The sequence below is a fragment of the Kordiimonas lipolytica genome, assembly GCF_001550065.1.
In genome coordinates this window covers 42323-63527 of the sequence record NZ_LRUB01000029.1, presented here as the reverse complement: position 1 = coordinate 63527, position 21205 = coordinate 42323, and the positions used below count along the sequence as shown (strand labels likewise).

The window sequence follows — 21205 nt, the reverse complement described above, 5'->3', positions numbered from 1 at the left end:
CCGCTACCGGCAAATCCTATTGAAGGCGAAATATTTGGATGACGCCTGCAGGCCAATGATCAACGTTAATATCGGTTATTCTTTCGGAGGTGCTAACAGAGTATATGTGGGTTCGCAAGAAATGAATGCTCTCGGATAATGAAGGTCTCGCGCCAGTTTCTCGCCATGTTTCTCCAGCAGGAGCGCGCGTTCTTTTTGCTCGCGCATCTTTTTTTCCGGGTCCATTGCGTCATACCCGCGTGTCTTTGATTCATAGTGGTAGAAATTGATCTCAGGGCAGTAGAGATTGCGCAGGCCCAGCGAACTGGTTCTAATTGTAAATTCGATATCGTTGAAAGCCACACCCAAAGCTTCATCGAAGCCGCCAAGTTGGTCAAAGGTGGCCCGCCGGCAAGCGAGAAATGCGCCGATCAGGGCCGAACACTCATGGGTAAGTTGGCTAAGGTGCAGGTATCCGCCGCTTCGAGGGCTTTCGCCATAGTTTTTCTTCACCGCAATCCGGTCTGGCTCAAAGACATAGCCGCTGAACTGGATTGTGCCATCTTCGAAGAACAGGCGGGCGCCAACAGTGCCAACTCCTTCGCGTGCCAATTGCCCCCTGAGAACCGCGTCCCAGCCCGCGTCGGTTGCTTCTGTATCGTTGTTCAGGAACAGCAGATATTCAGCATCGGTCTGGCGGGCAGCAAGATTGTTCAAAGCAGACCAGTTGAAAGCCATGTCGCTCCGGATCACGGTGATTTCGCCAGCAGCATCGGCTCGATCCAGCCATTGCAGCAAGGCGTCATCCGTACTGCCATTGTCCACCACAATTATCTCGGTCTGGTCCGGGAACGCGAGAGTCGCATGCAGGCTTTCGACGCAATTTCTTGTAAGGTCATAAGCATCCCGGGTTGGAATGATCACTGCCAGTTTGGGTGTTGGTTCAGCCTTTGGCCAATTGATCTGCATTAACCCGGCTGCATCTCCGCCCCAGCGGTCTTGATGGGGGCTGGCCAATGCAGGGATGTTTAGCCGCCGGAAATGGTGTTCCAGTACACCCTGGGAGTCAGTGATGGACGGGGCAGATCGGCCCGGTGTCTGATGCCACAGAACCATGTCGACATGGCTAAAGCCTTGCGCCCCGTATGCCTCATACGTGCGAAGCCACAGGTCTTGATGCATGGCTGTACCGGCTTCAAGGGTAAAGCCCCCCAGTTTTTCGAAAGCGTCCCGTTTGATGGCATACGCACCGGCATATCCCGGGCAGGCAAGCAACAGGTCATAGTCAAAGGCTGCCTTGAAGGTCGGGTTTTCAACATCCCCTGCCGGCGTGCGGATGTCATGGTCGGCAAAAAATATGACAGCCTCGGGGGCTGCAAGGGCAGCCGCCTTGATATGCTCCACAGCATGATCGGCGAGTTCTTCGTCCGGCCCGGAAAATACCAGGATATCGGCGTCGACTGGTGCTTGAATTTCGGCCGGGTCAACTTCAAGGGCAACTGGCGCGGGCTGGTTCAATTGCGGTTGTGTGGAGGGGCGGAACAGACGAGCATGAAGGCTGTAGTCTTCGATTGGAAGCGCTGCGAACTGCTTTATCTTGGGCAGTTGCTGCTCAATTCGATCCAGGCAGGACAGGATAGAGTCCGTTCCTGCTTCAGGATTAGCGCGAATGGCGGCAAGTTCTCCCAGCAGCCTGCTCAGATAGTGTTCGTGCCGTACGCTGAAATTGTGGAGCGTCTGACCCTTGCATATTGCGACCTTGCTATCATAGTCAAACGCATGAACCTTCAGGCTGTCTTGACTGGCAAGGTGCTGGGGCAGGTCAAAATCCAGACGAAATCCCGACAGGCCATCACCCCCGAAAACTTCCTGAATGTCGCGGCGCTGCGTTTCGGTTCTGGTGGTTCCTACGAACTCACCATTGACAAAAATCTCGATGGTCAGCCGTTTGTTGATATCTGCCTTGCTGAAGGCATATCCTGCCACGTGCCCAGCCGAGATGCTCTCAACAGCACCAACAAGCGTCGCGGTTGGAGCGGCTGGAATGTCTGCAAGCTTTTCGCGCAGCCATGACCCAGAGACGGCTATGCTTGAGCCCTCAACGGCTCGCAGGAAGCGATCGCTTTTTACTGCAACCCGCATACATGAAAGGCGGTCCGCCAATTCTGGCGAAGCGGCCGATATGCCGAAGTGACGCTTGAAACCCAGCTTCAGGGTGGCCTGTTGTTCGGTGCTGAACGGCGAGAAAGCGGGAAGCCTGCCCAATAGCAGGGGTTCGATAATATCTCGGCCAAAGCTCTCCAGGGACAGCAATGTTCTGCACAGGGTGAAGGGGCTGGCACCCACTCTCAGGGAAATGTCTGTGTCGGTGTCCGGGTCGCAGCCGTTACACAGCAAAAGGAAGAAACGCACATCCTCCCTGTTGCATTTCTCAGGTTTTTTCTTGAACCAGCGCCGCACCATTATTGTTTCCCGTTAAAGGTTGGCCCTGGTCTACAGATAGCCGTCGGCACCATATTTCAGGATACCCTTTAGGTAAGTGCCGTAACTGTTTTTGTAGCCGGAGGCGACTTCCTCAAGCTGCGCGTCCGTGATGAAGCCACCACGCCATGCCACTTCTTCGGGGCAGGCGATTTTCAGGCCCTGGCGCGCTTCAATGGTTTGCACGAAATGGCTGGCCTGCAACAGGCTGTCCACTGTGCCGGTGTCAAGCCAGGCGGTGCCGCGCTGCAGCTTGATAACATTCAGGTCCCCGCGCTGCAGGTACACGTCATTGACGCTGGTGATCTCCAGCTCGCCGCGGGCGGAAGGCTCGATGGATTTCGCGATATCCACCACATCCTTGTCGTAGAAGTAAAGCCCCGTAACCGCCAGGTTGCTTTTGGGGTTTTCCGGCTTTTCCTCAATCGATAGCGCGCGGCCATCCTTGCTCATTTCCACGACACCGAAGGCTTCCGGGTTGCCCACAGGGTAGGCAAACACATAGGCGCCTTTTTCCACTTTGCCTGCTTGCTTCAGGTAAGTGGAGAAACCGGCGGCATAATAGATGTTGTCACCCAGCGCCAGCGCGGATGGCTGCCCGCCCACAAAGTCTTCACCAATCAGGAAGGCCTGGGCCAGCCCGCCTGGGTCCGGTTGTTCGGCATAGTGAAGCTCAATGCCCCACTGCGACCCATCGCCCAAAAGGCTTTTATATAGGGGCAAGTGTTCAGGGCTGGAGATGATCAGAATCTCGCGGATGCCAGAAAGCATCAGCGTGGTCAGCGGATAATAGATCATCGGCTTGTCATAAACCGGCAGCAGCTGCTTGCTGATAGCTTTGGTGATTGGATAAAGGCGTGTGCCCAAGCCACCTGCCAGAATGATACCCTTCATGGTTTCCCCCAGTGTTTTACTCATTACCCCGCGCCGGGGTATTTCCCGCTGAGCCTAGCCCAGTTCCCCGGCTTCGGAAAGCCTGTTAACGCACATGACCATGCTCTGCTCCCACGAGGGCAGATGTACGCCAAATGTCTCGGCCAGCTTGCTGCAGTCGAGGCGCGAGTTGGCTGGCCGCTTGGCAGGCGTGGGATAGTCTGCGGTGGTCAGCGCCTTCACGTGCGGGCGCTTCAGGCCATGTGCTGTACCCGCCTCAAAAATCGCTTCCGCGAATTCATGCCAACTGGCTGTGCCGGTCCCAGCAAGGTGAAACACCCCGCGAAACTCATCACGCCAGCCGGTTTGGGCAATTTGTTCCACAATCGCCAGAATAGCCTCCGCGATATCGGGGGCATAGGTGGGGTTGCCCACCTGATCCGCGACAACGCCCAGCTCATCACGCGTCTTGGCGAGCATCAGCATGGTCTTGAGGAAGTTTTTCCCGAACGGGCTGTAGACCCATGAAGTGCGCAGAACTATGGCCTTGTTGGCTGCTGACAGGACCAGGTCTTCACCTTCAAGTTTGGTACGGCCATAGGCGCCTTGAGGACCGGTCGGATCATCCTCGACATAGGCGTCCTTTTTGGTTCCGTCGAAAACATAGTCTGTCGATACCTGAATGAAAGGAATGTCCAGCTCATCTGCGATTTGTGCCGCAACCTCCGGTCCTGTGGCGTTGATGCTTCGGGCAAGGTCTTCGTTATCTTCCGCGGCATCCACGGCCGTGTAGGCCGCGGCATTGACGATCACCGTTGGCTTGAAGTTTCGAATGGGTGCTTCAAGTGAAGAAGGATTTGTCAGATCGACCGACGGCGGCCCGAAAGCCTCCAGCGTTATGTTACGGGCCGATGCGGCCTCAAGTAGCGACAGGGCAAGCTGTCCGTCGCTGCCGATAACAAATATGCGTTCTTTACGGTCCACAGCTTTAGTCTTTCTTTGCAGCCAGCACACCCTTGCGTTCGCCTGCGTGCTCGCGAAGCGGCGCCCACCACCATTCGTTATCAAGATACCACTGGATGGTTTTCTTGATGCCGCTCTCGAAGTTTTCTTCAGCCTTCCAGCCCAGTTCGTCCTCAAGTTTGGTGGCATCGATGGCATAGCGCGCATCATGGCCCGGGCGGTCGGTCACGAAGGTGATCTGTTCGCTGTAAGGCGTGTTCTTGGGGCGGAGTTCTTCAAGAATATCGCAGATGCGCTCAACTACTTCCAGGTTGGTGCGCTCGTTCCTGCCGCCCACGTTATATTTTTCGCCCAGCCGTCCGGTGGTCATGATGGTGAACAGGGCCTTGGCGTGGTCATCCACATAGAGCCAGTCGCGCACGTTCGAGCCATCGCCATAGACAGGCAATGGTTTGCCGTCCAGCGCGTTCAGGATCATCAGCGGGATCAGCTTTTCAGGCAGGTGGTAAGGTCCGTAGTTGTTCGAACAGTTGGAAATCACAACCGGCAGACCATAGGTTTCAAACCAGGCGTTTGCCAGATGGTCGGCCGATGCCTTGGAGGCTGAATAAGGCGAAGACGGATCATAAGGCGTGGTTTCCTCAAACAGGCCATCAGCGCCGAGCGAGCCATAAACTTCATCTGTCGATACATGCAGGAAACGGAAGGCTTTCTTGCCGGCGTCATCCAGCGACCCATAGTGGTCGCGCGCGGCCTCCAACATCTGGAAAGTGCCAACGATATTGGTCTGGATAAAGTCTGCAGCGCCTGTGATGGACCGGTCCACATGGCTTTCCGCCGCCAGGTGCATCACAGCGTCTGGCTTGTGACGCTTGAATACGTCATCCAAAGCTGCGCGGTCACAGATGTCCACTTTCTCGAAATGATAGTTAGGGCTGTCCTCAATTTCCTTGAGCGTGGAAAGGTTGCCCGCATAGGTCAGCTTGTCCACATTGATCGCCGTGTGCCCCAGCTCGCCCACCAGATAGCGGCAAACCGCCGAACCAATAAAACCTGCGCCGCCTGTTACCAATACTTTCATGGAAATGCTGCCTTATGCCTTGTCGTCATATGTGAAGGGCGAATCGAATTCACGGAACGGCTGAAGAACCGCATCCTTGCCGGAAAGGGTGGCGCTTGCGCGATCAAACGGCCAGTCGATGCCTAGGTCCGGGTCGTCAAAGGCGATGCCGCTGTCGCAATCCGGTGCGTAATAGTCGGTCACCTTATAAAGGAATTCTGTGTCCGGCTCGAGCGTGCAGAAACCGTGGGCGAAACCTGCGGGTACCCAGAATTGTTTCCAGTTCTCGGCGCTCAGTTCCACAGCCACATGGCTCCCATACGTGGGGGATCCCTTGCGGAGATCCACGGCTACATCCAGCACACGGCCGCGGGTGACGCGCACCAGCTTGCCCTGCGCATGGGGTGGGTTCTGAAAATGCAGGCCGCGGATCACACCCGGGTCGCGTGAAAGGGAATGATTGTCCTGCACAAAGGTGATGCCAGGCACCACTTCTTCAAAAGCCCGTGCATTGAAGGTCTCGGAAAAGAAGCCGCGCCCGTCGCCAAATTGTTTCGGCGTGAAGGCATACAGCCCCTTGATCGGGAATTCTTCAACTTTCATCTGGCCCCCTTGCCAAATCACTAATGGCAAAAATAGATGTGGTATCAATATGGTCGCCTTTATATTAAAAGGATAAGGCCTTGCAAAGGCAGAGTTTCGATAATCGGGAAATGCGGCATATATGCGCGGTATCAGGCAGCATGGATTGGGGCGGTCTCTTTACGAGGAATGCACGGACGGCATGGATGCGCTCGCGGCGGCTGGCTTCAGTGGTGAGGCAGCCAGGCTGCTCGCGTTCTTTCCGCCCGTCAGCCGAAATCCCTATCAGCGCATGCTATATGCGCGCGGCTTTAACCATGGATTCGCCTGCTTTCCCCTGGCTGACCTTGGTGAGGTAGAAGGCCTGCCGGATGATCTGAAGCTGGTGATGCATTACCACTGGCTGCACCGGGTGTTCGACAAATGCGATACCATCCGTCAGGCAAAAAAGGCGACGGATCATTTCCTGGACAGGTTGAAGCGCCAGAAGGACGACGGGCATACCCTGCTTTGGACCGTCCATAATATCCTGTCCCATGCCGCGCGCTTTCCGGATGAGGAAAAGGCACTTCGCGCCGGCATGGCGGATATTGCCGATGTGATTCACGTAATGAACCCACAGACGCGAGACTTATGCGCACCGCAATACACCCTTGATGACGCCAGGCTGGTTTCCGTGCCGCACCCTTCGTACCAGGGCGTTTACGGCGACTATATTTGCGCCCGCCAGGCCCGTTTCGATCTGGACCTGAACCCGGATGACAAGGTGTTCCTGCTGTTTGGGTCGCTGGGGCCACACAAGGGCACGCGCCAGTTCCTGGCGGCTTTTGACAGGCTTCAGGAAAAGCTTGAAGGCAAGGGCAGGGTGCTGGTTGCAGGATCGCCAGGGGCGCCGGACTTCATGGATGAAATACTGGCGCTGACGTCAGGCCGCGCAGACATGCGGCTCCTGAGGGCGCATGTGGACGACCAGTCTGTTCAGACATTTTTCAAGGCGGCGGATGTTGTTGTTTGTCCATATCCCATTGGGCTGAATTCCGGCGTGATGGCAACGGCAGCTACCTTCGGCAGGCCTTCCGTGGTGCCGGATGTGATGGCACGGTCGCTGCCGGGTACGGAAGATTGCGTGCAGGCGTTCGAGCCTGGCGATATGGATAGCTGCCATCAGGCCTGCCTGCAGGCGCTTGAGAAAGCAGCAGAAGGTCACACAGCAGTTACGCTGAGTAACTGGGCGGCGGCTAATAGTCCGGAAGAAATCTCTGATCGTTTCTTTAAGGCGCTTTTGCCTCGTTTGCAGGATTTGCCATGACGGCGCTTCAGGGATATCGAGAGCTGGGCCGGCGGGATTTTGCCGCATCGCGTCTTGCCGCCTTCGGCATGCTTGGGCACCAGAAGATCAAGCTGAAGAAACGGCCGGTGCGTCGCCTGTTTGCTTTGCCGCAGAACGGGCCGCGTTATCTGGATATCAGTTTTGTTACTGACCAGCAGGAAATGGCGCGCGGCGCTGTGGATGTTACAATCCGCTACCGCGGTATGCGGGGCGTGGCTCTCAGGCAGCCGGTCGTACACCGCCTGTTCGCAGACCCGGCAGACCAAGCGGGCGTGCAGCGCCTGTGGCTTGATCCCCCCAAGCGCGCCATGTTCGCGGAAGTGTCCTTTTCGCGCGCAGTGCGGGGCCAGCAGGTGGCCCTTGATGGACGGCTGAAGCTGGGGCGCGCCCCCATGCGTCCAGGCCTTGACTTGTTCGATGAGGTCGTCGCGTCCAGGGATCTGTCCGCCATGCATCACCTGCTGGAGGATTTGGTTGGCGTGCAGGACCGCACCCGTGCCCGTGCGCTTCTCGCGCGCATCTGTTTCCTCAGTCACGATCCCCGGTTCGCCAGAAGCCTGCAGTCTCTCGATGATGCTGAACGCATCCTGGCTTTTGGGCCCAATGACTGTGCCCCTGGAGTGCCCTTGGGGCAGAATGTGTACCTTTATGACCGTTCGCACCTGAGAGCCAATCTTGCAAGTCTACCTCTTGGGAAAGCGCTTCGGCGTGAAGCCCGCTGCCTGGTGCGGGACTTGCGTGTTGGTGGCAGTGGTGGGATCAAAATTCCGCAAGGATATCAACAGCTTGGTCGCCTTCTGGTCGCCGTGATGGTGAAGCGCCAGACGCCAGAATTGACGGTGGAACTGGATTGGGAAGCATTCCGGGCAGCGCCCCAAGGGCTTGGGGACTGGCTTGTTTTTGACACCGGCGCGAGTTTCCTTGAAACGCCAGGCGGTCAGGTCGTACAATCCTGCATTGCGCCATAGGCAATTGATTAAGTATATGAATTTAAAAGATAAAATATTGGTGGTTTCGTGAAAAAGATCAAGCCCGTCATTCTTTCCGGTGGTTCCGGGTCCAGACTTTGGCCCTTGTCGCGGTCAAAATATCCGAAGCAGTTTTTACCGCTTCTGGGGAGCAAGAGCCTGTTTGCCCAAACCCTTGAGCGGATAGGGGCGGATTATGGCTTCGACGCACCGCTCGTGGTCGCGAACGAGCATCACCGCTTCATTGTGAACGAACAGGCCGAAAAAGTGGGTGTCAGCGAGCCCCAGGTTTTGCTGGAGCCACTGGGGCGCAACACTGCGCCCGCGATCGCCGCCGCCGCGCTGCTGGCCGCGAAGGATGATCCTGAGGCGCTTCTTCTGTTCCTGCCGTCTGACCATGTGATTATGGATACACCGGGTTTCCACAAGGCTGTCAAAAAGGCGGCGGAGGCTGCGGTAGCTGGGCAGTTGTGCTGCTTCGGCATGACGCCCACACGGCCGGAAACCGGCTACGGCTATATCGCTGCAGGCGAAGCGCTTGAGGGCTGCGACGGTGCGTTTCATATTGACGCCTTCAAGGAAAAGCCTGACGCGGCTACGGCCCAGGGGTACCTTGAAGCCGGGACTTACAGCTGGAACAGCGGCATGTTCCTATTTCGCGCGGATGTGATTTTGGAAGAGTTCCGGCGTCACCAGGCGGACATGCTTACCGCAACCGAAAAGGCCCTTTTGGGTGCCCGAAAAGACCTGAATTTCCTGCGCATGGAAGAAGCGGACTTTGCCGCCGTGCCCGCAGAATCAATCGATTATGCCATTATGGAACCCACCGATAAGGCTGCCGTTGTGCCAGCGGAATTCGGTTGGTCGGATGTGGGCAGCTTCACGGCCCTCGCGGATGTGCAAGAAAAGGATGCTTCCGGCAATGTGGCGCACGGCGACGTGATGATGGAAGATACATCAAATAGCTTCATTCACCAGGGCGATGGCATGCTTGTGGCCACCCTTGGGGTGAAGGATTTGATTGTTGTCACGTCAGATGACGCCGTGCTGGTGGCGGACAAGAGCCGCGACCAGGATGTCAAAAAGATTGTTGATCGGTTGAACGCTGAAGGGCGCGAGGAAGCGCATTTCCATTCGATCGTCTATCGCCCCTGGGGGAACTATAGGACCCTCGCTATGGGGGACCGGTATCAGGTCAAGGAGATTGAGGTTTACCCCGGCAAACGCCTGAGCCTGCAGAAACACCATCACAGGGCAGAACATTGGGTGATCGTGGAGGGGACAGCGATTGTAACCCGCGATGATGAAACCCATCAGATGAGTGAGAACCAGTCGATCTATCTGCCGCTTGGCGCCGTGCACCGGCTGGAGAACCCAGGCAAGATCCCCCTCAGGCTTATTGAGGTGCAGTCGGGCTCTTATCTGGGCGAAGATGACATAGTCCGACTGGAGGACGACTTCCACCGAGAAGGTGAGAAATAGAATGAAAGGAGCCGACCTAATTGGTCGGCTCCACTGTTTATAGTGCTTATTTGAACGAGCTGATCATAGCCTTGACGCCTGCGGCCATGTGCGGGTCTTCCGCCGCCATCGCCAAGTTCGCCTGAAGCCAGCCAAGCTTGCTGCCGCAATCAAAGCGGCGACCTTCGAATTCCAATGCGTGGAACGGCTGTTTGCCGATCAGTTTCGCCATGGCGTCCGTGAGCTGGATCTCGCCGCCTGCCCCAGCTTTGGTGTCGCTGAGGATATCCATTACCTCAGGCTGCAGGATATAGCGGCCCACCACAGCAGACGTGGAAGGGGCGTCAGCCGGGTGCGGCTTTTCCACAAGGCCTTTGACCTCGATGCGCTTGCCGTCTCTGGAGCCCGGAGTGATTACACCATATTTGGACGTGTCTTCGCGCGCGACATCCATGGTAGCAACCATGTTGCCGCCAAGCTCATTGTATGAGTTGACCATTTGCTTGAGCGCACCGGGTTTACCTTTGATCAGATCATCCGGCAAGGCAACGGCAAACGGGTGACCGTTCACCAGGTGGCGGGCGCACCAGATGGCGTGTCCAAGCCCCAGCGGGCGCATCTGGCGCACGTATACGATGCGGCCTTCTTCCTGAAGCATGGAGCGCGCAACATCGAAAGCTGCGCCTTTGCCTTTTTCCTGCAGGATGTTTTCAAGCTCATAGGCGTGATCAAAATGGTCTTCCATCACCTGCTTGTTGCGGCCCGTGACCAGGATGATCTCCTCGATCCCGGCTTCAACGGCCTCTTCAACCGCATACTGGATCAGCGGCTTATCAAGCACCGGCAGCATTTCCTTTGGAATTGCTTTGGTCGCTGGCAGGAAACGGGTGCCTAGCCCCGCTACTGGAAGAACGATCTTCTTGATCGGCCTGTTCATGAATTTCCCCCGTTATTCAGGCAATTCCGACAGATATTGCCTGGTCAAAATCTTGCCTTCTTCAACGGCTGGCTGATCAAAGGCATTTACGCCCATCAGGTGCGCCGTCACCACCGTTTCAAGCATGAAGGAAACGAAAAGGCCACCCAAATTTTCTTCTGACAGGGAATCGATCACGATTTCCCTGACTGTGCGGTCTTTCTTCCTGAGCGTTTCCTGTGTTGCACGACTTTGGCACGTTACCGTGTCACCGATGGTGCGGTTTGCCATATAGTCGAGGCCGTAAGCTTTCGCCTCTGCGGCATCGATGCGTGGGCCTTTGCCATAGCTTGGCACTGTGATGAAAGTACAGAATTTGTCATTTGGGCCATCAAGGAACAGTTGCAGCTGGCTGTGCTGGTCCACCGGCCCGATGGCGCGAATTGGGGTGGTGCCAAGGCCGTCCTTACCCAGGCTTTCGGCCCACAATTGGCCGTGCCAGCGGGTGAAGGCGCGCAAGCTTTCCGCATAGGGCATCACCAGCACCTGGGTAACGCCTTTTTCCTGCTCCAGCGTGTGCGTGAGCGCGGCGCCCACAACGGCTGTGGCGGAAGCCGGATCTGCCTTGAACTGGTCGCACACTGCTTCGGCACCCTTGCGGAAGGCCTCGACCGACAGGCCGGAGACCGCCACGGGCAGCATACCAACGTTGGTGAGTACGCTGAAGCGGCCGCCCACATCGGTTGGATGGGCCAGGATCGGGGACCCAAGCTTTTCGCCGTACGTGCGCAACGGGCGTTCGCCCGGTTCGGTGATGAAGGTGAAATGGTCGCCAAGGTTGTCGCTGTGGTCCCCGGCTTCAAGCCACGCGCGGCAGGCCAGAAGTTGCGCCAGCGTTTCAGCGGTGGTGCCTGACTTTGAAATCGCCAGCACGTGGGTGCGGGCTGTGTCCAGCTCCTTGAACAAAAGATCCATCTCGAACGGGCAGAGGCTGTCGGGCGTGTGGATGCGCACTGGGCCTTTATGGAAGCGCGCGATAGCGATGGCCGCCTGTGCGCCAAGGCTGGAACCGCCAGTACCGAGCACAATCAGGTCATCGCAAGTTGCCTTGATGCGTGCAGCAGCAGCCTCAATCGGGCCAGCATCCGGGCCGTCATGCGCTTGGCGGGCAAAAGGCAGCAGGCCATCGGCGCTGAGTTTTGTCGCATAACGCACGGCTTTATCGAGGTTTTTTTGAAATGATGCTGAAATGCCGAGAGCCTCAAGCTGACTGGCGAGGCTTTCACTTCCAAAAGAATAACTGAACATATTTTTCAACCTGCTGTTTCCAATTGGATCTTAAAATGACAGCGCTGCCAATTATTGCAATGGCTTTCGCGGCATTATAGCCGCAATTATTTCGTTTTCATGGCGGAAGTTCTTCTTATCAGTCTCGCCGTTTCTCCGCGCGGAACCACAAATTGAAGGCCCATTTCTCGCCTTCCTCCACCGGACAGCCGGCATGAAGGGACAAGGGATGGCGCACGGTGGTGCCAGCATTGCAGTTGTGAAAGACCAGCAGCTTGCCCTTCTCGGGCGGCACGCTGATTTTCAGTTTGGGGAACTCGGTCTGGCCGCCCTTCTTCACATTGGTAAGGTAGCCAAGAACGGTGATGATCCGTTGGCCGCCGCCTTCCCAGTTTCGCTTCCCGGCCTCGGTTTCCGGATCAAACGCGTCAAAGTGGGGGCGATATTCCTCGCCCACGCCGTAGCGGATAATCTGGAAATGTTCGGCATGATTAAGCGGCATGCCAACAAGTCCAGCGACCCTTTCTGCAATCCGTTTGCAGGCGATATCCGCCGTATGGTCCACCCAACAGACATCGTTGGTCCGCCCTTTGGAGAGTACGCCCTCCGTGCCGCCGGAGACCTTGGCACGCTCCATCGTCTTGGTTTTGGCGCGGGCAATCAGGTGCGAACATTCAGCATCACTGACAAAGTCGGCAATGGTGTAGACGCGCGGGTCCAAATGCAGGTCAATGATGGCGCGTTTCATAATTCAAACCTGTTTTCCCTAAATCGCAGCTTGGTTCTTGTGCCCCCAAACACAGAAAACCCGGTGGGGGACCATGAGTGCGGCACCACCATACGTCTGCTTAAGGTAGGCTGCCAGTTCCAATTTGAAGGCGGCGCGCTTTTCCGCTGGCAACATGGCGATCCCAGCGCTGGCCTCAATCCTGCCAACCCAGGCTTCCTGACTGTAAGGTGCGCCTTCGTCATAGCTGAACGACTGGATGTTCGTGAATTCACCGCCAGCGAGGTCGCCGAACCAAGCTGGGTAAATACCTGTGCCGCCACTGGCTTTCCAGTCCGGGTTATAATTCAGGATCAGTTTTTCGGTGCCTTCAACAATGTTTCCGGGAAGTGGAAGCCAATCAAAATGGCAGATCATCATCATTCCACTAGGCTTTAAAAGGCGGTGCGCTTCAAGAGCGGCGGCCCTGCGGTCAAACCAATGCCAGCACTGACCGGCGGTGATGAAATCGAACTGCTTTCCATCAAGGCCCGTATTCTCTGACGGACGCTGGAGAAAGTTAATTTCCAACTGCTGTTTGCTTGCGAGGCTCCGGGCTGTTTCCAGCATTTCCGCATCAATATCTGTCGCGGTTACCTTATGGCCCATGCTGGCCAAGGTGCGTGCGATTGTGCCGGTCCCAGTTCCCATGTCGAGCGCCTTGCCGCTCCCGGCCGGCAGTAGGCCGAGTAAGGCCCAGCGGTCATACATGGAAACAGGAAATCCCAACCGGTGCACGGCATAGGCTGATGCGGTTTTGCCGAATTCCGGCGTTGCGGTTGGTTTCTCGATGCCTTCCCTTGCCATGTTTATCCCCCATTCGTTTAATCGCCTCCTTTATATCACAGCAAATTCAGGTCAGGCTTTTCATTTTAGCATTGTGTCTGGGCGGCAGTCTTTACTACAAGTAGGTATGTATAGCGCGCCGGCGGGTCACAGGCCGGGCATAAGATATCCAGGGAGGGCGTAAATGGCACAGTTGAAGGCAGGCATCTTGGGGGCCTTTCTTATTCTCGGTGTTGGTGCATGCGGCACCGCAACGAACGCAATGGACGATGGCGTGCCCAAGGTCGCTGAAGATATGACACTGCCGAGCGGCGAGATGATCGGCGATATCGTGATGCCTGCGGGTTCGGCGATGGACGCCAAGGATTCCATTATTCTGGGGAACGGGGCAAACGCCTTTGGCAAGATCATTGCCCAGGTAAAAGCCAAGCAGATCAAAGTGATGCAGTTTTACAAGGAAAACATGCCAACCCAAGGATGGGGACTGATCAGTGAAATCCAGGACGATGATATCCTGCTGACATTCCAGAAGCCCACGCGGGTTGCTGTGATCCAGATCGAGCGCGGTCGCGCGACGGACCTTACAATTACGGTCACACCGCGGAACTAATACCCCTACAGAAAATTGATGAAAGGCGGTGCCAGGAAGAAGCTCCGGGGCCGCCTTTCTTGTTACGGGCATGCCGGATGGCTAAAGGGCTTAATGCCGCCTATAGCAGCATTTTGTAGATTAAATGTCCGATCATTCATTAAATTGTACCGCGACGGTTTTACTTTGTTGGCTTTTGCGATAAAAGAGCATTCGCCATTCAGTCAGGGGGCGAGTGATCATGCCAAATTTAACCGCAAACGGTGATGAATATACCATCTACACTTCCGCGGCACATTTTCAGGACTATCCGGTAACCGCCCGCCTGGAAGGTGGCGCGGCCACCGCTGTGAGCAGCGGATGGCAAATAAGCACACAGCCTCACATGATTGGCACTCAGCGTCACATACGGCCCGCAGTTTTGCGCTAAGTTTCTTTCTATTTAACAGATTGGGGAGCGAATATTCATGCCCGGTTTAACCGCAAACGGTAACGAATTTACCGCAAATACTTATACTAGTGTGGGTCAGGTTCGACCGGAAATAGCCAGCCTTGAAGGCGGCGGTTATGTTGTGGTCTGGACAAACTTCAGTGCAGCATACGACGGTGATGGTTACGGCCTGGCAGGACAAGTTTTTGATAGCGATGGCAACCCGGTGGGCGCTGAGTTTACCGTAAACACTGAGTTTGAGGACAATCAAGACAATGTAGCCGTTACGGGCCTGCCGGGGGGCGGCTTTATTGTAACCTGGGGCTCCAATGATCTGGATGTGGACGGGGACAATGCCGCTGTTTCTGGGCAGATATTTGACGCTTCGGGCAACAAGGTAGGCGGTGAATTTGCTGTCAATACCGAGGTTGAGGGCTTTCAGTTAACGCCCGATGTTACCAGTCTCGCAGGTGGCGGTTTTGTCGTTACCTGGGAAAGCACTGATCCTGATGTGGATGGGGATGGTTACGGTATAGCCGGCCAGATATTCGATGCCGCTGGTAACAAGGTAGGCAGCGAATTCGTTGTCAATACCGAAGCGGAAGGGACGCAGGAGAAAGCCGTCGTTGCAGGCTTGAGCGGTGGTGGTTTCGTTATCGCCTGGGAAAGCGGTGATCCTGATGTGGATGGGGACAGCTCGGGTATTGCTGCCCAGATATTTGACGCCTCAGGTAACCCGGTGGGGGGCGAATTTACCGTCAATACGGTAAGCCAGGGCGCTCAGGATGAGCCGGATATTGCCGGGCTTACGAACGGTGGCTTCGTGATTACATGGCGAAATGGCGCTACAGATGCGGATGGTGACCTTAATGCTGTTTCTGCCCGTATTTTTGACGCCTCAGGCACCCCCAAGGGGGATGAGTTTATAGTCAACACCTTGACGTCCAGCGTTCAGACGCAGCCATCTGTTACTGCCGTCTCAAAAGGTGGGTTCGTTATCTCCTGGACGCAGAATGCTGCAGGCGGTGACGGTGATGGCACCAGCATAGCCGCGCAGCTGTTTGATGCGAACGGCAATAAGGTAGGTGATGAGACGACGATCAACGAGCGTGTCGCAAGTGCCCAGAACCATTCTGCAGTTACCTATCTAAGTGGCGATGATGTGGCGTTTACATGGGTCAGTAGCGATCCTGCGGTTGACGGTGACAGCTCAGGCATCGCAGCACGGGCGTTTTCTTTTTCATTGCCGAGCACGCCGGACCACTCTGAACAGCCGACTTCAAGCCTGGATACGACGACCGCTACAGACGGCAATGACACTCTTGAATTCGGCGTGGATGACGACACGGTCGCGGCAGGCAGCGGCGATGACTATGTGGATGGCGGCCAGGGCGATGACACGGTCAGCGGCGGTGCTGGCAATGACACCATCGAGGGCGGCGACGGCGCTGACCTTATCCTTGGTGGGGCGGGCGATGACCGCATCTATGCCACCAACATAGCCAATGAAAATGGCGATGTCAGCGGCAACATTGTTTGGGCGGGTGCTGGTGACGATGTTGTTTATGGCGGGTTGGGCAATGATACGCTGGGCGGTGGCACAGAGGCCGATAGCATTGAGGGCGGCCGCGGTGCAGACCTGATCTACGGCGGCGAAGGCAACGACACGCTTGATGGTGGTTCCGGGGCGGATACCCTTTGGGGCGGTGCGGGCGATGATGTGCTGACAGGCGGCAGTGGCGCTGACGTTTTCATCTTCGGTGCTGTTTCCGGCAACGACACTATCACCGATTTTGATCTGGGCGACGATGTGTTGTTGGTGAGCTTTGCGGGTATTACCGACCTGGCAGGTCTGCAAGCCGCGTCAGCGGAACAGTCAGTTGATGGCCAGGACGGCGTGCTGATTACCCTCGGCGAAGGCGAAAGCATCTTCATCATTGGCCTGCAACTGGATGATTTGGCGTCCGTCACCCTGGGATGAAGTAGCTGGACAATAAAGTATTGTATTCGGGTGGTGTTTGCAGTTCGTCTGCTTCGATGTGGGTCAACAGCCACCTAAAGCAGGATGGTCATGCCTGTGAGGTCGGCAGTATTGAGCCCTTCAAGGAACAGCCTGCCTGCCCCACGGGGGTCGATCAGGACGCCACTGTTCACGGCGGTGGCCGCTGCCTGAAAAGATGAGGCTGCGTGCCTATTTGGCGGCAGGCTTGAGTGCAGGAGTTGAGTGAGCAGATTGTAGCTAGTCGCGCTTTGGCCTGAGCTGGCTTATGTGCTACCAGTCTGGGCAGACATCATAAACTCCCGCGCGGAATAGCCGAAGGCGCGCTTGAACTGGCGGCTGAAGGTTTCGCGGCTTTCAAAGCCGGCGTCAAACGCCAGTTGCGTGACATTCCGGACGCGCCCAAGCTTAATCTGTTCAAGCGCCCAATTCAGCCGCGCCCGCTTAACCAACTCCATGGGGGTGCCGTAAGGTTTGCAAGCCCGGTAAAGCTTACGCCGGGAGACTGCGACATGATGGGCGATCATGTCGGGCGACAGGGCAGGGTTATGAAGGTTTTCGCTGATATATCGCTCGACCGCACTGTACACGGCTGCGTCTGTGGTTGCCGACTCAAGCCGCCGGGAATCGCTGTAGCCAAGTAGCGCTGTTTCCATAAGGTCGAGCGCGCTGTGGCTAACCGCCTCGGCTTCCGCAACAGTTAGCTGGTGCAAGGAGTCCATCGCCATGCGCATGAACCGCCATGCCAGGAACACCATCGGTGTTTCCTCTAATATATCGCCGTGCATGTCAGCCAGCATGGGCATGCGCTCAAGCATGACCGACTTGGGCATCGCAAGCGTCAGGTTCTCAAACCCCTGGCTGGAGATATGCATCGGTTGGGCAAGGTCGACGATGCGGATCTGGCCGGGCCGGATCAGTTTGCCGTGGGCATATTCGGTCGTCGCGTCACCGCCATGCACCTGAAACTGGAATGCCATGATATCGCAACCGGGTTGATCAATGAATTTGCCATTGCGGTTGATAGTGGCTTCGCTGTTGACCCAGCAGCGCGACAGGGAGGAAACGCTTGTCTTAGCTTCCTCCATACCCGCTTCAAATGAGGCTGCGTAGGGGCCGGGGCGCGTCAACGTCCCAACCTGCCCGCGAAAATCATACCAGCCGTCGAACTGTTCTTTCTGCGCGAGGGCGCTGGTTTCGAAGCTCAAGACGGTCATCCGCTCAGGTGCGGCAGTCAAGCTATCGTAGTTAAAAGCATCTGTTGTCCGGCCGTTTGCATCACGCCAACGCGCTGTGCCGGGTTGTTTCATGGCCATTGCCGCTCGCCCCCGAGACTGAGGTACACATCATTTCAGAAAATCGGCCCGGCCTCAAGGCCCAAGCCCCGCGCTTTCTCTCGGGCCTATTGGGGGCTTCTCGGCCTGCAAGTAGCAGATATCTTATGTGGGGGTTCATTCCACGGTTACTGATTTCGCCAGATTCCGCGGCTGGTCCACGTCCGTGCCCTTTTCAACGGCGGCATAATAGGCCAGTAGCTGGACGGGGATTGCATAGAGGATCGGTGTTACCAATTCGCCGGCGGATGGCATTTCAAGGCGTGCGAACATGCCTTCGGCCTCGCTTTCCGCATTGTCCGACAGCAGAATCACCTTGCCCTGGCGGGCCATGATTTCCTGCAGGTTTGAAACTGTCTTATCGATCAGCTCGTCATTCGGTGCGATGCCGATGACGGGCACATTTTCGTCTATCAGCGCGATGGGGCCGTGCTTTAGCTCACCAGCGGCATAGCCTTCGGCGTGGATATAGCTGATTTCCTTCAGCTTCAGCGCACCTTCCATGGCGATGGGGAAATGGATGCCGCGGCCCACGAACAGGACGTCGCGTGCAGGGGCGATCGCGCGGGCGATTTCCTCAATTGCTTCGTCATTGGCCAGTACCTGCGCCATCAGCTTGGGTGCGGTTTCCAGCTCCTGAACGAAGGCTGCTTCCTGTGCTTCATCGATCTGCCCCTTGGCAGCGGCCAAGTCTACTGCCAGGGCCGCAAGCACGCTCAGTTGGCAGGTGAAGGCCTTGGTGCTGGCCACGCCGATTTCTGCGCCCGCGTGGATCGGCAGCACCACGTCAGCTTCCCGTGCCATAGTAGAGCCCATCACATTCACGATAGTTGCCACGCGCTGGCCTGCCGCCTTTGCGTGCCTCAGGGCCGCCAGTGTGTCTGCCGTTTCACCCGACTGGGAAATGAAGATGGCCAGGCCGCCATCCATGTATACAGGCTCGCGGTAGCGGAACTCACTGGCGATATCCACCTCAACCGGCACGCGGGCCAGTTTTTCAATCCAGTAGCGCGCCACAAGGGCGGCGTAATAGCTGGTGCCGCAGGCTACGAGCGTCACCTTAGGAACCGTCGCCAGTTCAAACGGCATGTGGGGCAGGCGCACCTTGCCAGCCACTGGGTCCAGATAGCGCCCAAGCGCCTGGGCCACTACCGTCGGCTGCTCGAAAATCTCTTTCTGCATGAAGTGGCGGTGATTGCCTTTGTCCACCATGGTGGCCGCCACCTGACTAATGGTGGTGGGGCGCTTGACGGCTTTGCCTGCCTTGTCAAACACTTGCACGCTATCGTGGGTCAGTTCAGCCCAGTCGCCTTCCTCAAGGTAAATCAGCTTGCTCGAGAGGCTCGCGAGCGCCATGGCGTCTGAGCCCAGATAATTTTCGCCTTCGCCGAAACCAACCACCAGCGGGCTGCCTTCGCGCGCACCGAACATCAGGTCGTCCTCGCCCTTTATTAGCACGCATAGCGCAAAGGCACCGACAAGACGGCCAAGGGTTTTCTGGAAGGCATCGCGCGGGGCCATGCCCTCATTCAGATATGCGGTCAAAAGGCGCGCCACCACCTCGGTGTCGGTTTCACCTTCAAACGTTACGCCTTTCGCCAGCAGCTCTTCCTTCAGGGGGCGGAAATTTTCGATGATGCCGTTATGCACAATTGCGACCTGGTCGGTCATATGCGGATGGGCGTTGGCTTTAGTGGGTTCGCCGTGAGTTGCCCAGCGGGTGTGGCCAATGCCGTTATTGCCAGACAGCGGCTGGGCTTCGATCACAGCCCTAAGCTCGCTCAGCTTGCCGGGCGCGCGGCGGCGGTCCAATTTACCCCCCTCAATGGTGGCGATGCCGGCGCTGTCATACCCGCGGTATTCAAGCCGGGCCAGGCTTTCAAGAATGCGTGGGGTGGCAGGAGATGTCCCGAGTATTCCAACGATGCCGCACATTTCCTCAGGACCCTTTCTTGTTCTTTTCAGCCGCTTTCTTGGCGGCCTGTTCTTCCCGGAACTTGGCGGCGAAGCCTGCCTTGCCCATCTGTTTGCCGCGGCCAACCGCGAGGGCGTGGTCATCCACATCCTTGGTGATCACGCTGCCTGCGCCCACCATGGCACCTTCGCCCACTGTCACGGGTGCCACAAGCGCGGTGTTCGAGCCGATAAAGGCGCCTGCACCAATGATGGTCTGGAACTTGAGGAAGCCGTCATAATTGCAGGTGATGGTGCCTGCGCCAATGTTGGCGTCAGCGCCGATGGTGGCATCGCCAATATAGCTCAGGTGGCTTACTTTCACGCCCTTGTCCAGTGTGGCTTTCTTGACCTCCACGAAGTTGCCGATCTTGGCACCTTCGCCGATGTCGGCGGCGGTCCTGAGGCGCGCGAACGGGCCAACGCTTGCGCCCTTGCGCACTGTTGCGCCTTCCAGGTGGCTGTATGCCTTGATGGTGGCGCCGTTTTCCACTGTTACGCCGGGGCCGAAGAAGACGCCGGGCTCAATGGTGACATCCTGGCCGATTACTGTGTCATAGCTGAAATAGGTGGTGGCGGGATCGATCAGGGTCACGCCTGCGGCCATGGCCTCTTCGCGTTTGGCTCTTTGGAAGCAGGCTTCGGCCAGCGCCAGGTCGGCGCGGCTGTTGACACCAAGCACGTCTTCTTCGGCCGCCAGGGTCACGGCGATGGTGCGCCCGTCCTTGCGGGCAACAGCTACAAGGTCAGTCAGGTAATATTCACCCGCCGCATTGTTGTTCGACAGTTGGTCCAGCCAGCCAAAAAGCGCGCTGCCGTCAATCAGCATCATGCCGCTGTTGCAAAGCGTGATGGCGCGCTCGGCCTCTGTGGCGTCCTTATATTCGACAATACGCTCCAGCGTGCCACCGTCATCCAGTACCAGACGGCCGTAGCGGCCCGGGTCTTCCGGTGTGAAGCCCAACACAACAAGGCCTGCATTGGTGTCGCGCGTGCGGGCATCGATCATGGAATGCATTACTTCCAGCGGAACAAAAGGTACGTCGCCATATAGCACCAGTACGTCTCCGCTGTGGCCTTCAAGGGCATCGCGGGCAACCATGACGGCGTGGCCTGTGCCATGTTGTTCCGCCTGCGTAACAATCTCGCAGCCGCTTGTAGCGGCTTCCACCTGTTCGCGCCCGGCACCGACCACCAGGATTTTCCGGCTGGGCTGAAGCGCGTCAACGGTTGCCAGCAGGTGATGCAGCATGGGGCGCCCGCCAACAGGGTGCAGCACTTTATGCAGCGCCGATTTCATGCGGGTTCCCTTGCCGGCGGCCAGGACTACGACAGCTAGGTCTTTATGCGGCATAGAATAACATCCCCCTGATGCCCGTTTGCGTGAAGCATAACGGCAGATACCTGATTTCTAAACAGAATTCAGGCCTTTTTTTGAAACTCGTGTA

Annotated in this window: 17 protein-coding genes; 5 read left to right on the top strand and 12 right to left on the bottom strand. The window is 56.9% G+C overall.

What is annotated here, in order from left to right; translation table 11 throughout:
• Window positions 1-75: 75 nt before the first annotated feature.
• The 5 genes from KORM41_RS14705 to rfbC are packed head-to-tail and all read right to left on the bottom strand — an operon-like array spanning window position 76 to window position 5959.
• The gene (locus KORM41_RS14705; RefSeq protein ID WP_068149702.1) at window positions 76-2442 is read right to left on the bottom strand and encodes a glycosyltransferase family 2 protein; all 2367 of its coding nucleotides are present in this window, start codon (window positions 2440-2442) and stop codon (window positions 76-78) included.
• A 30-nt stretch (window positions 2443-2472) separates the two neighbouring features.
• The gene (gene rfbA / locus KORM41_RS14700) at window positions 2473-3354 is read right to left on the bottom strand and encodes a glucose-1-phosphate thymidylyltransferase RfbA (protein WP_068149699.1); all 882 of its coding nucleotides are present in this window, start codon (window positions 3352-3354) and stop codon (window positions 2473-2475) included.
• A 54-nt stretch (window positions 3355-3408) separates the two neighbouring features.
• On the bottom strand, window positions 3409-4317 hold the full coding sequence (gene rfbD, locus KORM41_RS14695) for a dTDP-4-dehydrorhamnose reductase (RefSeq protein WP_068149696.1): 909 nt from the start codon (window positions 4315-4317) through the stop codon (window positions 3409-3411).
• Between the two features lie 4 nt (window positions 4318-4321).
• Complete coding sequence (rfbB, locus tag KORM41_RS14690; RefSeq protein ID WP_068149692.1) at window positions 4322-5377, bottom strand: dTDP-glucose 4,6-dehydratase; 1056 nt, start codon at window positions 5375-5377, stop codon at window positions 4322-4324.
• Window positions 5378-5389: 12 nt separating this feature from the next.
• The gene (gene rfbC / locus KORM41_RS14685; protein WP_068149689.1) at window positions 5390-5959 is read right to left on the bottom strand and encodes a dTDP-4-dehydrorhamnose 3,5-epimerase; all 570 of its coding nucleotides are present in this window, start codon (window positions 5957-5959) and stop codon (window positions 5390-5392) included.
• A 121-nt stretch (window positions 5960-6080) separates the two neighbouring features.
• Between rfbC and KORM41_RS14680 the strand changes: the two genes are divergently transcribed.
• From KORM41_RS14680 to KORM41_RS14670, 3 genes are read left to right on the top strand one after another with little or no spacing between them, the layout of a single operon-like run.
• The gene (locus tag KORM41_RS14680; protein ID WP_082719959.1) at window positions 6081-7247 is read left to right on the top strand and encodes a glycosyltransferase; all 1167 of its coding nucleotides are present in this window, start codon (window positions 6081-6083) and stop codon (window positions 7245-7247) included.
• Window positions 7244-8236: a hypothetical protein gene (locus tag KORM41_RS14675; protein ID WP_068149683.1), complete on the top strand. Its 993-nt coding sequence runs from the start codon at window positions 7244-7246 to the stop codon at window positions 8234-8236. The genes KORM41_RS14680 and KORM41_RS14675 overlap by 4 nt, the downstream gene beginning before the upstream one ends.
• A 48-nt stretch (window positions 8237-8284) precedes the next feature.
• Complete coding sequence (locus KORM41_RS14670) at window positions 8285-9718, top strand: mannose-1-phosphate guanylyltransferase/mannose-6-phosphate isomerase (RefSeq protein WP_231727284.1); 1434 nt, start codon at window positions 8285-8287, stop codon at window positions 9716-9718.
• 46 nt (window positions 9719-9764) lie between these two features.
• Here the strand turns inward: KORM41_RS14670 and galU are convergent, their stop codons facing one another.
• The 4 genes from galU to KORM41_RS14650 form a co-directional block, all read right to left on the bottom strand.
• Entirely contained in the window at window positions 9765-10634 is an 870-nt protein-coding gene (gene galU, locus KORM41_RS14665) for a UTP--glucose-1-phosphate uridylyltransferase GalU (RefSeq protein ID WP_068149680.1), read from the bottom strand.
• Between the two features lie 12 nt (window positions 10635-10646).
• The gene (locus KORM41_RS14660; protein WP_231727283.1) at window positions 10647-11828 is read right to left on the bottom strand and encodes a hypothetical protein; all 1182 of its coding nucleotides are present in this window, start codon (window positions 11826-11828) and stop codon (window positions 10647-10649) included.
• Between the two features lie 211 nt (window positions 11829-12039).
• On the bottom strand, window positions 12040-12648 hold the full coding sequence (locus tag KORM41_RS14655; RefSeq protein ID WP_068149675.1) for a 2OG-Fe(II) oxygenase: 609 nt from the start codon (window positions 12646-12648) through the stop codon (window positions 12040-12042).
• Between the two features lie 18 nt (window positions 12649-12666).
• Window positions 12667-13473, bottom strand: a complete 807-nt coding sequence (locus KORM41_RS14650; protein ID WP_068149673.1) for a class I SAM-dependent methyltransferase — start codon at window positions 13471-13473, stop codon at window positions 12667-12669.
• A 163-nt stretch (window positions 13474-13636) separates the two neighbouring features.
• On the opposite strand from KORM41_RS14650, the gene KORM41_RS14645 reads away from it, so the two are divergent.
• On the top strand, window positions 13637-14062 hold the full coding sequence (locus tag KORM41_RS14645) for a hypothetical protein (RefSeq protein WP_068149670.1): 426 nt from the start codon (window positions 13637-13639) through the stop codon (window positions 14060-14062).
• 446 nt (window positions 14063-14508) lie between these two features.
• Window positions 14509-16452, top strand: a complete 1944-nt coding sequence (locus KORM41_RS14635; protein WP_068149663.1) for a calcium-binding protein — start codon at window positions 14509-14511, stop codon at window positions 16450-16452.
• A gap of 284 nt (window positions 16453-16736) precedes the next feature.
• On the opposite strand, the gene KORM41_RS14630 is transcribed toward KORM41_RS14635, so the two are convergent.
• The 3 genes from KORM41_RS14630 to glmU all read right to left on the bottom strand — a co-directional run bounded on the left by KORM41_RS14630 (window position 16737) and on the right by glmU (window position 21111).
• A complete protein-coding gene (locus KORM41_RS14630; protein ID WP_068149657.1) occupies window positions 16737-17786 on the bottom strand; it encodes a helix-turn-helix domain-containing protein in 1050 nt (349 codons plus the stop codon).
• 135 nt (window positions 17787-17921) lie between these two features.
• Entirely contained in the window at window positions 17922-19739 is a 1818-nt protein-coding gene (gene glmS, locus KORM41_RS14625; RefSeq protein WP_068149653.1) for a glutamine--fructose-6-phosphate transaminase (isomerizing), read from the bottom strand.
• Window positions 19740-19743: 4 nt separating this feature from the next.
• Window positions 19744-21111: a bifunctional UDP-N-acetylglucosamine diphosphorylase/glucosamine-1-phosphate N-acetyltransferase GlmU gene (glmU, locus tag KORM41_RS14620; protein ID WP_068149650.1), complete on the bottom strand. Its 1368-nt coding sequence runs from the start codon at window positions 21109-21111 to the stop codon at window positions 19744-19746.
• Window positions 21112-21205: the final 94 nt, after the last annotated feature.